Source organism: Rubinisphaera italica (assembly GCF_007859715.1).
In the GTDB taxonomy this organism is placed as follows: domain Bacteria; phylum Planctomycetota; class Planctomycetia; order Planctomycetales; family Planctomycetaceae; genus Rubinisphaera; species Rubinisphaera italica.
The window spans coordinates 2,676,057-2,691,116 of the sequence record NZ_SJPG01000001.1; the positions used below are offsets into that span (position 1 = coordinate 2,676,057).

Here is a 15,060-nt window from a genome sequence, read left to right on the forward strand (position 1 = left end):
ATACTACTCTTGAATCAGGAATTCAAAATCACCATAAACTATTGCACCCAATGCCGCTGGTTATTGAGGTCGGCTTGGATGGCTCAGGAATTGTTGACAACTTTTGAGCAGGAGTTGTCCGAGGTCGCTTTGAGACCGGGAACTGGAGGAGTCTTTGAAATCACGATCAATGGCAAGTTGCTCTGGTCTAGAGCAGAACAAGGCGGCTTTCCTGATATTAAAGTCCTCAAACAAATCGTCCGGAATGTCATCGCGCCTGATCGGGATTTAGGTCATTCCGAGAAGAAGCCGGATTGAAGTGTCGACAATTAGCAAAAATCACAGCGACACACTCGCTTGCGCTTCGTGCCTGTTTTCATAATTTTCTTAGCAGCACGACATCATTCCCGGAGACAACAAGTTCGGCCTTCCACGCATTTGCCATCCATTGAAAAGTCTCGATAGCGTAAAAACAGACGTGCGTAGGGTCCTGTTTGTAATGCCAATTGCGAAAGGAGTCCAAATCGCGAACGCGTTTTGTCATGATGCCAAGCCAGCCTTGGGGTTTCAGTAACGACCATAGAAGTTTCAACTCGCGTTGAGGCTGATGAAAATGCTCGACAACTTCACTGGCTGTAATAAAAGCGTATGACTGATTCAGGACTGATTGATCGGGCGAATAAAAGGGATCGTAAATCTCCATGGAATGACCAACTTCCGCAAACATGAGGGAGAGTGTTGGGCCAGGACCGCTGCCGAAATCGAGTCCTCGACTCGACGGACTTAATCGTTCATTTAATGGTGTAAACAAGCGACTCAAAAATTTGCGATACCCAAGGTCTTCGGGATGATTTTCATGCAGATCGTAATGACGTTTTTCCGTTTCCGGTGTAGGCAGGTTCTCCCGGTCAACAAAAACCAGAGAGCAGGTGCGACATCGAAAGTATTCTCTCAATCGATCTTGATGAAAATGCTCTGACAGCGCGTTGCAGAGTGGGCAAGATTGCGTCTTCACTGGGGTGGCTTAATCCTTTTTATGGATATTACAGTGCAGGCATCTTTTCATGCCAACTGCATTCCTGCTCATACATGCGGGCGGCACGCAGTAGGGTTTCTTCACCAAGGACAGGGCCGAGCAATTGAGTGCCGAGAGGCAAACCATCTTCTGTGAAACCACAGGGAATTGACATGGCGGGAATTCCGGCCAGGTTCGCCCCAATTGTGAAGATATCGGCCATATACATCTGCAGAGGATCGTCGACTAGTTCTCCCCGTTTGAAAGCCGGGCCGGGAGTGACTGGTCCAATCAGTAGATCGACTTTCTCGAAGGCTTTGAGATAATCCTGCTGAATCAAACGGCGAACTTTCAAAGCTTTGAGATAGTAGGCATCGTAATAGCCACTGGAAAGTGCATAGCAGCCGAGCATGATGCGACGTTTGACTTCTTCGCCAAAACCTTCGGTTCGCGTCTTTTCATACATCTCCTGTAGACTGCTGTAATCCTGAGCGCGATGTCCGTATTGAACGCCATCGTATCGAGACAGATTACTGGAGGCTTCCGAGGGGGCGATGATGTAATAGGTTGCAACGCAATACTTCGAGTGTGGCAATTCAATCGGCACAATCTCAGCTCCAAGTTTTCGATAAGTGTCGACCGATTTCGTGACCGATTCTTTCACGGAGTCTTCCACACCCTCGCCCAGCCATTCTTCAACAAAGCCGAGTCGAAGATTTTCCAGTGGGCGATCGAGAGTTTCGAGATATTTGGGGACAGGTTCGTTGAGCGAGGTCGAGTCGAGTTCATCGTGCCCGGCGATTGTCTGCAGCACGGCTGCTGCTCCGTAAACATCGCGGGAGAAGGGGCCGATTTGATCGAGTGAACTGGCAAAGGCAACCAGACCGTAGCGGGAGACGCGACCATAAGTCGGCTTCATTCCCACAACTCCGCAAAAGGCAGCTGGTTGACGGATCGAGCCACCGGTATCACTTCCCAATGCGACAGGTGCTAAACCCGCAGCGACAGCAGCAGCTGAACCTCCCGAAGATCCTCCAGGAACATATTCCAGATTCCAGGGATTGTTTGTCTTGCCCAGAGCCGAGTTTTCGGTGGACGATCCCATCGCGAATTCATCGAGATTCGTCTTCCCAAGAATGACCGCACCAGCTTCATTCAACTTCCTGATGACCGTCGCATCGTATGGAGATCGAAAATTCTCCAGCATCCGCGAAGCACAGGTAGTTCCCGAGCCGATGTTGCAGATGTTATCTTTAATGGCAATCGGCATGCCCGACATCGGGGAATCAGTCGCAGATATCTCCCCTGCTCTGTTTTTTACCGCAATGGAATCTGACTGTAAATACGCCCCGACTTTGGGATTGATGGATTCGATACGATTCAGGTAAGCCTCAGTCACTTCCTGGGGGGAAGTGGACTGATTCTTAATATTATTAACGAGAGTGCGCGGATTACTGATCGAAGCGGACACGGGAACGGTTTCTCCCTGGAAATCTATTAATAATTCATTGGATATTCTTGTGAATAGTAGAAGAATAGTCGTTCCCGGGGCGATGTCGAGTCTGTATCGGAAATAGGAATCGTGGATTGCCCCTCAACTACTTGCAAACATCACTTTTCCGGTACATACTGACACTTCAATCGCACTCTTGATGAACCTTACAGAAAGTAACTCCCGTGATTCGAATTTGTCTGACACTCGTTGTGCTGTTTGGTTGTGTATCGTCTGCGCGAGCCGATAAAACAGCCGCTGTCTATGCCACCTTCCTGCCGAATGATGCTAACTCTGTTTCGGTGGTGCATATGGATAGAATTCTGAGTTCACAACTGGCCCACAAAGAGGACTGGACCGACAAACAGAATCAGCTCTTTTCTGAGGGACATATCGGTTTGCCCCCCTGGTTAAAAACATTTGTGCTTGCCTCGCTTGTCCATCCTGCTGTTCCGGAAGAAGTCTGGGCAGCCGCGATCATGGATATTCCCGAGGATATGACGATTCAGCAGGTTGCCAGTAAGACCAATGCCTCGATGATCACACTGGCCGATAAACCGGCCTTTCAGACATCCACAGGAGCTTATGTCGTCGAATTGCCGGATCACAAGCTGGCAGGATATCGCCCCGGTCATCGCCAGGATGCGGCTGCCTGGATTCGTAGTCTGGGGTCGGGCACGAACTCATTGAGTCCCTACTTGATGAAAGCGGCAGCTTCAGAAGAGCATGTGGTGATGAGTATCGAGTTGATCGATATGTTTGATGTCGATTTTCTGAAAACGCATTTGGAACAGGATAAACGTTTCGCTTCTCAACAAGGGTTGATTCCACGACTGCTGCCTCTTTTATCGAGCTTGCAGGGTGTGACACTGAAAATTTCGATCAACGATCAGATCAATAGTGAAGTGACAATCGATTTCGGTGACGAAGTCGGCCCCTCAGCTGCGATTGTCAAAACCTTATTCATTACGGCTTTGGATGATACCGGCGCGAGTATTGAAGAGTTCAGTAAAGCAACCATTACGCCTGCGGGAAATTCTGTCACATTAACCTGTTCACTTTCGGATCAAAGTCTGCAGCGAATACTTTCATTGATTGTTCCTCCACGTGTTCCCGAGCAAAAACTGTTCGCCAGTTCGGAAACTCCAGAACAGACAGCCGAGGAGTCAGCCGCCAAACAAAAAGAAGATGAGCAGAAGGCAACGCAGCGGTATGTGAATGCCGTTTCAGGCATGGTTGAGGATTTACAGCGAGCGAGTGCGAATCTCGATAACTACACCAAAACAATTGCCTGGCACGAAACCTATGCCAAAAAGATCGAACAACTTTCCACGAGAAATGTCCCTAAGGAAGTTGTCGATATGGGACTGGACATAGCAGCCAAATTTCGAACCTTGACACGTTCTTTACGGGGTCAACAGGTTCAGATTGGAGCAGAAAATAAATCGGTTGTCTACGATTACAAAGTCAGTCCCGGCTATATCAATGCGAATATCTGGGGAGGAGCTGGATACAGTGCCCCAACGGTTAACTGGACCAGTAACCTGCAGGAAGTTCGTGAAAAGCAGGCGGCTGCGGTGATCGCTGGTCAATCCAGCCGAGATAAAATCTGGGCGGAAATCGATGACAGTCTCACCAAGATGAAAAAGATTGCAATCCAGTAATCGTTCTGCGAAAACATTTACTGATCGAAATTCATACTCCTTGTCGTTTTCGGCAGGGAGTTTTTTAATTCCGTCATAATGCTTTGACTGAAAACAAGACGAATTATGGATGTTGTTATTCCGTTATGACTGTTTCCCTGGTCTTCGGATGGAGTACAACATGAATCGACAAACCGAATTCATTTAATAATAAAAACCACAGAGGCACAGAGGACACAGAGAGAGTTATTGGTAGGAGAGTTGCAGAATGACTCAAAGATTCGAGATTTGTAACAGCATTGCATGATAAAATTTCTCCGTGTCCTCTGTGCCTCTGTGGTTAAAAAACTTTAAAAACAGTTTGGATAAGAGTTTTTGTTTCTCCTGCTATTCAATGGATCGCGATTAAATTTTTACATAGTAAATATGATAATTATCCGTGAACCATCATATTCTGCTTTGCGTTGATATGATGCTTATCATTCGACATTGTCCTTAGAAACTGACCGCTCATGATTGAACTTGAACATGTCTGGCAACATTACGGAGTCCGTCCGGTCTTAAAGGATGTCTCTGTCACCATCAATCCAGGAGAACTCGTCGCGATTCTTGGCCCGAATGGTATGGGAAAATCGACCTTGATGGGCGTGATCGCCGGGACAATTTCTCCGCTCAAGGGTACTGTCAGGATTGAAGGAAACCGGAGACGAGGCTCGGTGGAAGAGGAACTCGAAATTCGTAGCCGAGTGATCTATGTTCCCGATCATCCCTGGTTGCCGATCAAGCGGACAGGTCGAGAATTTGCTCTGAGCGTGGCGCGCTTATACGACGTCGACGATGAACGGTTGATGATGCATCTCGATAAATTGTTGAAGTTATTTGACCTTGATGAACAGGCGAATTGGACCATCGAGAGTTATTCGAATGGTCAGAAACACAAGATCGCATTGATCGCCGCATTGCTTTCCGATGCACCAATACTCCTTCTGGATGAAGCGTTCTCGGGGGGATTGGATCCTGCAGGAATTCATACGCTCAAGAAGATCCTGCGGCATCGTGTTCAGGTGCAGGGTTCGACGGTGGTTATTACGACGCCGGTTGCAGAACTGGTCGAGGAAGTGGCCGATCGAATTCTAATTCTGCATGGGGGAGAAGTTGTTGCTTACGATTCTCTTGTCGGTTTGCAAAAACTAGCCAATTGTCACGGCAGTCTGAACGACGTGCTGCAGAACTTGACGCATCCGGAATCGCTGTCCCGTTTGGAAGACTATCTGCGAGAGGAACTTAAACCATGATGCGCTGGTGGCGTGTGGTATTACCTTCAACACAGTATGTTGTGCTATTCCTATTGGCCTTACTCTCTTTAGAAGCCTTTGCGATTTATGATCAATTCATGAATAACTGGCGGAATCCGGTTGTCGAAATTCATTATGCACGCGATGTCTTATTAGTCATTTGTGCTTTCGGTTACGGGATCTATCGCGCATCTGCATTCAATCCGTTTTTGCGGAACGAATATCGAGACTGGTTAATGACAACCCCGTGGCGATATGGCAAACCCTTGCCGCTCGGTCCCTTGCGATTGATTCCTCAGGATGTCCTGATCGTCCTCTTTTTGATGTTATTGGGTTTCTATCGTCCTCCAGAACTGCAGTTTATCTTACGCATCCCATTCGCATTCCTGTTTGCATACACACTTAGCTCGATCTTTTCATTTGTGATCGCAAGACACTGGTTTATCATGTATGTCTTGGCATTCGGATTAACCGTGACCCCCCTGCTCTTGTTTCTGCCGTTTGGCTATGCGGAAATGGTGATCATTTTACTGTATGCGGTCGTCTGGTTGGGCTATCGGAAAATACTGATCGATCTTCCAGTTCAGGCGGAGACCTTTACTACCAATTTCAATTACAGCTTTATAATGGATGCGGAAACCGAAGCCCGTTACACCAATAAGCTCGGCACGCCATTCGATCAGCTTCGTCCCGATTTACCTCCCTGGCAATTGCCACGTTGGCATGGCGTGATGTTCAGTCTATTGATTGGCTCTATCTACTACAGTGGACTTTCCGTATTCAGCTTGGCATCTGGTCAGCCCGGAGTTATGGATGATCTTGCCTTTCGTAACTATCCGATGATGTGCATGATGATCTTCGTCGCGTTTGGAATGTATCTAATCGATATGACCAGAAATCATCTACCACCTTTGAGTTTAATGGGACGAGTAAGGTCAGGACGATTGCTCATACCAAGCTACGACCGCGTTTACAGTCCGGCCTTGGGCATACTGACTGTTGTGTCATTGACCTCCGAACAATGGTGGAATCGGGGTCCCAGTTTTGCAGTCACTTCGACTGTCTGCTTGGTGGTCTGTGCTATGTGTCTACTTGTGTTTACCCCAAATCTTGTCGAGTGGCAATTCACCAGTTCCTGCCGCATCGGCATGGGAGCCCTAGGCAGGCAATCTGCTTTCCAAGCCCAGCAACAAAAGAAAAACGATCAGCAATTGGCTTCATCCGGGTAAGCAACTTGAAGTCGATGTGTCTGTGAGTCCATCATTGGTCATTAACAACTAAATCTGACAATTTTATGAGGTGGATTCTGATAAAATCATCAGTGTTGGTTGATGGAATCTCCAATTTTATCTTCGGGATTGGTACAATATACAGACCCCTAAAACCATCCAATATCTGAGGAGATAATTCATGAAAAAAACAGTCAGTGATTCCCGGCGTCAATTTCTGATCAGCTCCACGGCTGCGACTGCGGCAGCTTCCATGACAACGATGGTGCCTGCCAATGCACTTGGGTTGGACGCAAATTCTACACCCGGCGAGATGATCAACCTCGGTGTGATCGGAATTGGCCCTCGCTGCACTTATGATCTGACGGCTATGCTGAAGTTTAAAGATGTCCGTTGTGTGGCGATTGCTGACGTTCAGGAAAGTCGGCGAGACAAAGGTAAAGAACTCGTCGACAGCACCTATGGGAATAGCGACTGCAAGCTTTACCAAGATTTTCGAGAGCTGTTGGATCGCCCAGATATTGATGCCGTTCTTGTCGCTACGGGGGATCGCTGGCATGCGGCTGCTTCGATACTGGCTGCTCAGGCTGGCAAAGATGTTTACAGCGAAAAGCCATGCGGCATTACGATTGCGGATTGTCAAAAACTGGCTGATACGATGCATAATGAAAAGCGTGTCTTCCAGGCAGGAACACAACGTCGCAGTGTGCCAAACTTTCAGCAGGCGGTTGAATTTGCTCATAGCGGAAAGTTGGGAAAAGTGCACACACTGCATGCATCGATCTATCAACCAGTTCTCGATAATACCTGGTTGCCGGCTGAGCCGTTGCCTCCGCAGGATGTGGTCGACTGGAATCTCTGGCTCGGGCCAGCAGCGTGGCGGCCGTACAATCAAAAATATGTTCAAGGTCGCTGGCGTGGACAGTGGGATTTCGATTCGGGTGCCCGCTTGCTCGACTGGGGAGCCCACACCGTCGATTTATGTCAATGGGCCAATCAGGCCGATGGCACGATGCCTGTTGAATATGAACCAACAGAAAAGAATATTATCTGCACTTATGAAAATGGGGTAAAGCTGATCATCGACTTCCTGCCCGATCCGTTCGGGGATCGTTCTCCAGATTACATTACTCGGCTGGGAACCTGCCCGGTGCGCTTTATTGGTGATAAAGGCTGGGTCGAAACTGGCGATGAAGGTGAGATTGTCGCCTCCTCAGAAGAACTCCAAAAGCAGTTGCCCGATTCCAGCAAACGTGTTCGTGGACTTGATGTCGGGGCTCATGCTCGAAACTTCTTCGACTGCATGCGTTCTCGCAAAATGACAGCCGCCAATCAGGATGTGATGCGTCGATCTCACATCGCCTGCCATGCTGCAGCGATTGCCTGGATCCTCAACCGAAAGTTGAAGCTTGATCCCGTCAAAGAAGAATTTGTCAATGACGAGGCAGCGAACCGCTTACGTTCTCGCCCTTCGCGTGAATGGGCTTAATTGGCTCATTGATTTGATTCGAAAAACGCTCATTCGTTTCATGACGAGTGAGCGTTCTTATTCTAATGCCAACGTTATTCGGTTGCAGCTGAATCAGGTTCTGAAGGTGCATTCTCGTTGTTCGATTTTTGGGTCGTAGCATCGAAGATAGTTTGCTTGATCACCTTCCCCTGACGGACAAAGGAAATTCCCTGCTGACTGCTTGTGTCAATCATCACGGTTTCAATGATCGGGGCTGAAACAGGTTCATCTGCGTGCCATTCGACAATGAAGTTGGCTCCGCTTCCCCCGGTCGCATCTTTGCGTTCCACCAGAAATTCTGTCGTGGCTAATGGTCCCAGTTTTTGTGGCCGTTCCAAGTGGGACTTCACCATTTTGCCGGTTGTGTCGTAATACTTAACGGATGTCACAACGATATCATTTTCCAGATCTGTATTTCTAATGCTCAGTGTGTTGGTCAGCAATTGAGGTTTGCCATCCCCATGGTAAACGTGTGAATAAGCGGGGACATATACCGTTTGCCCTTCGATGGGGTAGTAGAGTTCCATGTTGACCAGGCGGGACTCGAGCAATTCTGATGTTGGCATCGGCGGACGATACTGCATCGTATTTTCGAAAGAATCGAGTCGTGTATCGAGATAGATCGCATAGATCATCAGCGGAACGGTCAGAAGTGCTCCGCAGACAAACAGGATCAATTTAAACCGACGCATAAAGGCATCGGCTTCATCTTCAATTGTTTTAGCCATCATTTTTATCCTGTGAAATCGCAGTGCAGCATGCGATTGAATTTCGATAATTCCTCAATTTAAGCACTAGGAATAATCATAACAATTCGCATTCAAGCACACCAGAATACTTATTCACTTGAGCAATTCATCTGAGTTATGCGAACTCGTCATCTTCAATCGGTGTCTTTCAGATTAAGAGTTTTCTGAATTACTAAAGTACAAAATGACCACGTGACTGAAAAATCTCAAAATTTTTTCAGAAAAATAAAAATGTCCATTTTTCTCAATCATTTTCTCTCAGCCTCACGTAAAATTAATAGTGATTCGAAGTTCTGGTTTACCTGAAAGGAACGCTATGAAGATCGATTGCGTAATCGACTGTGACTTACCTGGCTTGGTTCGTGAGTCTGCCGAGCAGCGTGCTCAAACACGTCTGGGACGTTTTGAAGAAGTGATTGAGGATGTTAAAATTGCATTCAAAGATCACAACGGTCCCAAAAAAGGCGTCGATACTGAGTGCATTGTTGAAGTGCATCTGCATGATCATCCTGATGTGATCATTCATGAAACTTCCGATAAAGTTGGCAAGGCTTTGTATCAAGGCTTGATTCGCGCGGCTCGTGCGGTCGCCCGGACAGTCGATGTCAAACAGAATCGAAGAAAGTATCAGGAAGGCCGTCAGGCTAAACTGGAAGTTGCTGAAGTGTAACCGAATTTTCTACTACCGATGTCACTCGAGTTGACTGCATGTCAATAAACTCGTAATCAATCCCAGAACCAGTCATTTTACTTTTTAAGTAGGAGGCTGGATTCTGGGATTTTCTTTTTGCTTTACTCGATCGCTTGATGGACTTATCAGTTCCCGCCTATGCTGTGGTGAGTTGCCATAGAACTGAGTTACTAACCACACCTTCTATCGAGATTTTCATTATGATCAAATTTCTTCCCTGCCTAACACTGCTCATTCATTGGATGATGATCAATTCTTTTTGTGTGAATGCTGAGGAAGTCCAGATTCCTCCAGTTACTCAGCCTGGCCAGAGGGCTTATCTGAGTGGCGAATTGATTTACCCACTGGAAGGTCGACAGACACTACAGTGTCATGCATCGACAATCGCCGAAACTTCAAACGGTTTAGTCGCGGCCTGGTTTGGTGGCGAGCATGAAAAGAACCCTGATGTTGGCATCTGGGTTTCTCGGAACGATGGGCAAGGCTGGTCCACTCCGGTGGAAGTTGTCGATGGTTCTGAAGGAGAGGAGCAGGAATACGCCTGCTGGAATCCTGTATTGTTTCAGCCTGCTGATGGGCCATTGATGTTGTTCTATAAAGTCGGTCTGGATCCTCGCCAATGGTGGGGCATGCTGGTGACGTCCAGCGATGCAGGTCGCACATGGACGAAGCCTCGTCGTTTAGGGACAAATTCGGCTTTGCCGGAGGAGAATCAGAATTTACTGGGGCCGGTTAAGAATAAGCCAATTCTACTTGCTAATGGCGATATTCTATGCCCTTCCAGTACAGAGAACGAAGGTTGGAAGGTGCATTTTGAATTGACGAAGGATCTTGGAAAGACCTGGGAAGTGATTGGTCCTATTCACGATGCGTCAAAATATAATGCCATCCAGCCTAGCATTTTGACATATCCTGAACATCGTATGCAGGTTCTGTGCAGGAGTCAGGAAGGTGTGATTGTTCAGAGTTGGTCAGAAGATAATGGCAAATCCTGGGGGCCAGTAACAGCGACTGAACTGCCGAACCCCAACTCAGGAACCGATGCAGTTACTTTGGCTGATGGGCGTCAATTGTTGGTTTATAATCATACTCAAAAACGTGGCGACTTCCCTGCTGGCCGGACGATGCTCAATGTGGCGATCTCGCAAGATGGAATAACCTGGACGCCTATGATGACATTGGAAAAAGACCGTGGAGAATTTTCTTACCCGGCAATGATTCAAACACGTGATGGACTTGTGCATATCACGTATACGTGGATGCGTCAGACTGTGAAGCATGTCGTGATCGATCCCGCAAAAATTAACCAGCACGACTAAAGCTGACGCATTAAACTCCCTGGCTTTTGATAATTGGCGAGGGACTATCTTTATTGTTTTTAAGCGGGACGAGCTGATTGATTGTCGCTATCGCTTCTGCAAGTGTCATAATTCGTGCGTAACGATCACGTAATGTCGCCAACGAAGCATCCTGCAGTTCTGGAGTGACGGTTGCACAACAGTCATCAACCAGGGTGACAAGATATCCCAGATCGCAGGCATCCCGGACAGTCGTTTCTACACATTCATTCGTATAAACACCAACGATGAACAGCGATTCAATTCCCATATTCTTGAGCACATAGTGCAGGTTCGTTGAGGAAAAAACGCCGCTGGCAGTTTTATTGATCACGATTTCATCACGAAATTCATCCGGGGCAACTGCTTCAATGAAATCGGCATCGCGCGATCCCGGAGGGGCGAGCAGATTCAGTCGTTTATGTCCTTTGCTGCGATCACGTCCATTTCGAGTCAGCGATTGGATGCGTGTGTGAATCACTTCCAGATTATGCGCTCGAAACGACTCCTGGAGTTTGTGCACATTCGGCAGAACCATTGATGAAAGCCGTTCAAAGTAATAAGCGTATTCTTCAGAGGGGATACCAGCCTTTGCTGCATCTCGGAAAACACCATGATCTGGAGCCGCATCGAGATATTGCAAGTCGATGCACAAGAGAGCCGTATGTCTGTTAACGAGAAAATCACTGTGAGCCGGGTTATCGATGAACGATTCGTGATAGACGTCTCTGAGGGGATCGATGTGCTCGGGCAAATGATTGTCGAGAGGATTTCCGTCAGTCATAGTTCTATTTTCAATCCGGCGTAATTGCCGAGGGTTTGAGCACGGCTCTAATTTTGTGCAAGATGCAGTAAAGTTTGCAACATCACATTGGCTCCGGCTTCAATATCAGACCAGGCAGTCCATTCGGCTGGAGAGTGACTTTTTCCATTTTTACTGGGGACGAAAATCATACCGACTGGCACCATTCGCCCCATAATTTGAGCATCGTGAGCGGCTCCACTGGGCATTTGATGGTATTCCAGATTTAACGTCTCTGCTTGTGTCCTTAACTGTTCGACAATATCTTCACTGCAGGCAACCGGTTGCAGATAGCTCTTCTGTTCGAAATCAAATTTCAGATTTCGACGTCTCGCGATCGCGGAGAGAGCTTTTTGAAATGCAGTCGATAAATCATCAAGAAACTCTTCGGAGGTATCTCGCACATCAATCGAAAACTCAACGATTCCCGGCACCGTATTCGCTGCCCCTGGCAAAATTTGGGCTTTGCCGATTGTTGCACGACTGCGTTCGCTACCATTTTCTTCAAGGATTCGTGGTACTTCATGAGCAAAATCGGCAAGTCCCATGAAAGCATCGTTTCGCATGTCCATCGGTGTTGTACCTGCATGATTCGCCTCACCTCTAAGCCAGACGGACCAGGTAAATAGTCCCGTAATCTCATCGACAATGCCAACGGATTTATGCATGCGATCGAGCACGGGGCCCTGTTCAATATGCAATTCGAGATAACTGCGGATCGAATCGGGATCGCGAGCAGCATCAAGAGCTGCCAGAGGATCGTAGCCTTGTCGGCGCATTTCTTCCTGTAACAGAACCCCATCCAGATCGGACATCGTCGCCAGCGAATCAGGGGTGACATACCCACAGACCGATTGGGAGCCGAACATTCCGCCAAAGCGACCTTCTTCATCGCTGAAGGCAATCAGTTCGAGTGTTCGTTCTGTTTCAATACCCGCCTCGACAAGGCGCCGCAAGCACTCCAGCCCAACGACGACTCCCAATGTTCCATCCAGAGCCCCTGCACAAGGAACGGTATCGATATGAGAGCCAACCAGCACACGAGGCTTCTCCGTTTTTCCGGTAAAGATCCCCGAGATATTTGCGGCTCCATCCACATTGGATTTTAAGCCTGCTTGCTCAATACGATCGATCAACCAGCGTTTGCCTCGCATATCGGCATCGGTGAAGGCCATCCGATAAATTCCACGGTCTTCTTCATCCTTTCCGATTTCTGAGAGAGCGAGAATGTCTTCTTTAATCCGTTGAAGATCAATTCGTAAATCGGTTGGAGTCGTCGCTGTCGATTCCGGCATCACTATGTACCTCTATATGAGTAGATTTTACTGTCTCTAATCGACTACTGGCAAAGGCAATCCCTCGACATACTGCCCATGGAGCATGTGCAACTGCAATGTATGATTAAGAACAATATCGTTGCGACGAGCCACTGTACTGTCGGTTTCATTCCATGACTGATCAATAAATTGAATCAAGCGATCATAGTCGAAGAAGCCGACTTCGCGTACGCGTTCTGGTGTCAGCCAGTGGTTGATCATCTCTTGAACGGCATTGCGTTTGACGGGATCGGTATGGGCGGGGGGAGCCATGAAGGCGAATTTTTTTCGTTCATACAATTCTTTCGGCAGCACGTTGACCATGGCTTCACGCAAGACCCATTTTTCAATGCCATCCCGAATTCTTACATCTGGCGGGATCGTTACTGCATATTCAGCGACATGATGATCCAGAAACGCCGGACGCGCTTCCATGCTGTTAGCCATATCCATGCGATCACCGCCCCAAGTCAGAATTTGACCTTCCAGCATCGTTTTACTCCAAGTGTACTGGGAAATATCGAGGCGATGTCGCCCGCGAACTTGAGCAGGATCGATCGCAGCAGCGACTTCTCCGACGGGATCGTATTCTTCAAACAAGTCCTGCATCGTGCTGGAGAGGATCGGCTGGAATCGCTTTAGTGTCAGCATCCAGGGTTGCATCCAGGAGGGAGTGAATCCGCACAAATCCTGCCAGGCAGGATGTTGCAAATCTTCTTCTGCGAGAATCGCTCCGGCGAATATTCCGCCTTCATCGTCACGGCCGAGCCAGTCGCGTTTGAAAAAGGGATAGCCGCCGAATAATTCGTCGGACCCTTCACCGGTAATCACTGCTTTATAATTGCAGGCACGAACCCGACGGCTCATGTGCCATTTCGCAACTGCTAATGTGTTATAAAATGTACGCTCGGCATGCCAGGTTGCTCGTTCAAAGGCGGGGCCGTAGAGTTCTTTTTCCGTCAGTCGGAGTAGTTCCTGCTCGGCTCCGGTACGGTCCGCCATCAGTTTGGCGATATTGGATTCATCATACTCATCGCTGTCGAAAGCAATCGTGAAGGCTTTGACAGGGGATTGTTGCAGAGTGGTTGCGAGTCCGAGAATCGAACAACTGTCGATACCACCGGAGAGATAGCATCCTACGGGAACATCAGCCTCAAGCCGCGTTGCAACAGCATCGATTAAACGATCCTGCACTCCCTGAACATATTCTTCGGGATCGGCGTTTTCCTCGTGAGACTCAGGGAAAACAAAATCCCACCAGCGTTTGGTACGAGCTTCCAGTCGACCATTTTGCAGGTTGACAATCAGCATATGCCCCGGCTTTAAGGCTTCGACACCCTGAAATGAAGTCGAACCGGGAACCATCACCTGCATCATTTGATGCAAAGCCGCTTTCGGACAGAGTTGAGGATCGATATCGGGATGTTTCAGAATCGATTTGACTTCCGAGCCCCAGACAATGCCGTTGTCATTCATCGCATAATATAGCGGCTTGATGCCGAAACGATCGCGAACAAGAATCAGTTGTTTTTTCTTGTTGTCGTACAAAACTACCGCGAATTCTCCTCGAAGATGCTCGACGAAGGACAAGCCATCTCTCAAGTATAAGGGAAGAGCAATCGCACTATCACTTTTTCCACTTGTTGAGAAATTGTTGCACCCAAGTTGAGTCCGAATCCTTTTGTAATTGTATAACTCACCATTGACAGTGAGGGCATAATCGCCATCGGTCGTTTCGATTGGCTGATGCCCGTGATCCAGTCCGATAATCGAGAGTCGTGTATGCCCTAATGCAAGACCTTGATCCACATAAAGTCGACTCCCCCGATCATCCGGACCACGGTGATCGAGAACATCGAGCATGCGATCAAGAGTAAATCGGAGTTCACGTTCATTGGTTCGAGAAGGATTCCAAAATCCGGAGATACCACACATAACTTAACCTGTTTATTTTCTTTAGCTGCAATCAATTCAATATGAAGGCTGGATTTAAGAAACGTTG

Annotated in this window: 13 protein-coding genes; 7 read left to right on the forward strand and 6 right to left on the reverse strand. The window is 47.9% G+C overall.

The annotated features are described in order from the left end of the window. Positions 1 to 9: 9 nt before the first annotated feature. The gene (locus tag Pan54_RS10130) at positions 10 to 297 is read left to right on the forward strand and encodes a SelT/SelW/SelH family protein (protein ID WP_242631275.1); all 288 of its coding nucleotides are present in this window, start codon (positions 10 to 12) and stop codon (positions 295 to 297) included. Positions 298 to 355: 58 nt separating this feature from the next. Here the strand turns inward: Pan54_RS10130 and Pan54_RS10135 are convergent, their stop codons facing one another. Beyond that, positions 356 to 994 carry a class I SAM-dependent methyltransferase gene (locus Pan54_RS10135; RefSeq protein ID WP_146503375.1) on the reverse strand — a complete coding sequence of 213 codons (639 nt, stop codon included), beginning with the start codon at positions 992 to 994 and terminating at the stop codon, positions 356 to 358. Between the two features lie 28 nt (positions 995 to 1,022). After that, positions 1,023 to 2,465 (reverse strand): Asp-tRNA(Asn)/Glu-tRNA(Gln) amidotransferase subunit GatA, encoded by a 1,443-nt coding sequence (gene gatA / locus Pan54_RS10140; RefSeq protein ID WP_146503376.1) that lies wholly within the window; start codon positions 2,463 to 2,465, stop codon positions 1,023 to 1,025. A 206-nt stretch (positions 2,466 to 2,671) separates the two neighbouring features. Here gatA and Pan54_RS10145 point away from each other — a divergent pair, with 206 nt between their 5' ends. The 4 genes from Pan54_RS10145 to Pan54_RS10160 all read left to right on the forward strand — a co-directional run bounded on the left by Pan54_RS10145 (position 2,672) and on the right by Pan54_RS10160 (position 8,142). After that, positions 2,672 to 4,150, forward strand: coding sequence for a hypothetical protein (locus tag Pan54_RS10145; protein WP_146503377.1), 1,479 nt, complete (start codon positions 2,672 to 2,674; stop codon positions 4,148 to 4,150). A 491-nt stretch (positions 4,151 to 4,641) separates the two neighbouring features. After that, positions 4,642 to 5,424, forward strand: a complete 783-nt coding sequence (locus Pan54_RS10150) for an ABC transporter ATP-binding protein (RefSeq protein ID WP_146503378.1) — start codon at positions 4,642 to 4,644, stop codon at positions 5,422 to 5,424. Next, positions 5,421 to 6,653, forward strand: a complete 1,233-nt coding sequence (locus Pan54_RS10155) for a hypothetical protein (RefSeq protein WP_146503379.1) — start codon at positions 5,421 to 5,423, stop codon at positions 6,651 to 6,653. The genes Pan54_RS10150 and Pan54_RS10155 overlap by 4 nt, the downstream gene beginning before the upstream one ends. A 181-nt stretch (positions 6,654 to 6,834) precedes the next feature. Continuing rightward, positions 6,835 to 8,142 (forward strand): Gfo/Idh/MocA family protein, encoded by a 1,308-nt coding sequence (locus tag Pan54_RS10160; protein ID WP_146503380.1) that lies wholly within the window; start codon positions 6,835 to 6,837, stop codon positions 8,140 to 8,142. A 74-nt stretch (positions 8,143 to 8,216) separates the two neighbouring features. On the opposite strand, the gene Pan54_RS10165 is transcribed toward Pan54_RS10160, so the two are convergent. Beyond that, the gene (locus Pan54_RS10165; RefSeq protein ID WP_165441699.1) at positions 8,217 to 8,894 is read right to left on the reverse strand and encodes a DUF3124 domain-containing protein; all 678 of its coding nucleotides are present in this window, start codon (positions 8,892 to 8,894) and stop codon (positions 8,217 to 8,219) included. Positions 8,895 to 9,228: 334 nt separating this feature from the next. Between Pan54_RS10165 and Pan54_RS10170 the strand changes: the two genes are divergently transcribed. After that, positions 9,229 to 9,582, forward strand: a complete 354-nt coding sequence (locus Pan54_RS10170) for a hypothetical protein (RefSeq protein WP_146503381.1) — start codon at positions 9,229 to 9,231, stop codon at positions 9,580 to 9,582. 221 nt (positions 9,583 to 9,803) lie between these two features. Then, the gene (locus Pan54_RS10175) at positions 9,804 to 10,922 is read left to right on the forward strand and encodes a sialidase family protein (protein ID WP_242631276.1); all 1,119 of its coding nucleotides are present in this window, start codon (positions 9,804 to 9,806) and stop codon (positions 10,920 to 10,922) included. A 10-nt stretch (positions 10,923 to 10,932) separates the two neighbouring features. Here the strand turns inward: Pan54_RS10175 and Pan54_RS10180 are convergent, their stop codons facing one another. From Pan54_RS10180 to asnB, 3 genes are read right to left on the reverse strand one after another with little or no spacing between them, the layout of a single operon-like run. After that, entirely contained in the window at positions 10,933 to 11,724 is a 792-nt protein-coding gene (locus tag Pan54_RS10180; RefSeq protein ID WP_146503382.1) for a cysteine hydrolase family protein, read from the reverse strand. Positions 11,725 to 11,771: 47 nt separating this feature from the next. Next, positions 11,772 to 13,037: a Zn-dependent hydrolase gene (locus Pan54_RS10185; protein ID WP_146503383.1), complete on the reverse strand. Its 1,266-nt coding sequence runs from the start codon at positions 13,035 to 13,037 to the stop codon at positions 11,772 to 11,774. A 36-nt stretch (positions 13,038 to 13,073) separates the two neighbouring features. Beyond that, entirely contained in the window at positions 13,074 to 14,993 is a 1,920-nt protein-coding gene (gene asnB, locus Pan54_RS10190) for an asparagine synthase (glutamine-hydrolyzing) (RefSeq protein WP_146503384.1), read from the reverse strand. Positions 14,994 to 15,060: the final 67 nt, after the last annotated feature.

Excerpts from the sequence above, each read along its gene's own strand:
- Pan54_RS10150 (WP_146503378.1), top strand. The coding sequence starts at position 4,642 with ATGATTGAACTTGAACATGTCTGGCAACATTACGGAGTCCGTCCGGTC.
- Pan54_RS10155 (WP_146503379.1), top strand. The coding sequence starts at position 5,421 with ATGATGCGCTGGTGGCGTGTGGTATTACCTTCAACACAGTATGTTGTG.
- Pan54_RS10160 (WP_146503380.1), top strand. The coding sequence starts at position 6,835 with ATGAAAAAAACAGTCAGTGATTCCCGGCGTCAATTTCTGATCAGCTCC.
- Pan54_RS10165 (WP_165441699.1), bottom strand. The coding sequence starts at position 8,894 with ATGATGGCTAAAACAATTGAAGATGAAGCCGATGCCTTTATGCGTCGG.
- Pan54_RS10170 (WP_146503381.1), top strand. The coding sequence starts at position 9,229 with ATGAAGATCGATTGCGTAATCGACTGTGACTTACCTGGCTTGGTTCGT.
- Pan54_RS10175 (WP_242631276.1), top strand. The coding sequence starts at position 9,804 with ATGATCAAATTTCTTCCCTGCCTAACACTGCTCATTCATTGGATGATG.
- Pan54_RS10180 (WP_146503382.1), bottom strand. The coding sequence starts at position 11,724 with ATGACTGACGGAAATCCTCTCGACAATCATTTGCCCGAGCACATCGAT.
- Pan54_RS10185 (WP_146503383.1), bottom strand. The coding sequence starts at position 13,037 with ATGCCGGAATCGACAGCGACGACTCCAACCGATTTACGAATTGATCTT.
- asnB (WP_146503384.1), bottom strand. The coding sequence starts at position 14,993 with ATGTGTGGTATCTCCGGATTTTGGAATCCTTCTCGAACCAATGAACGT.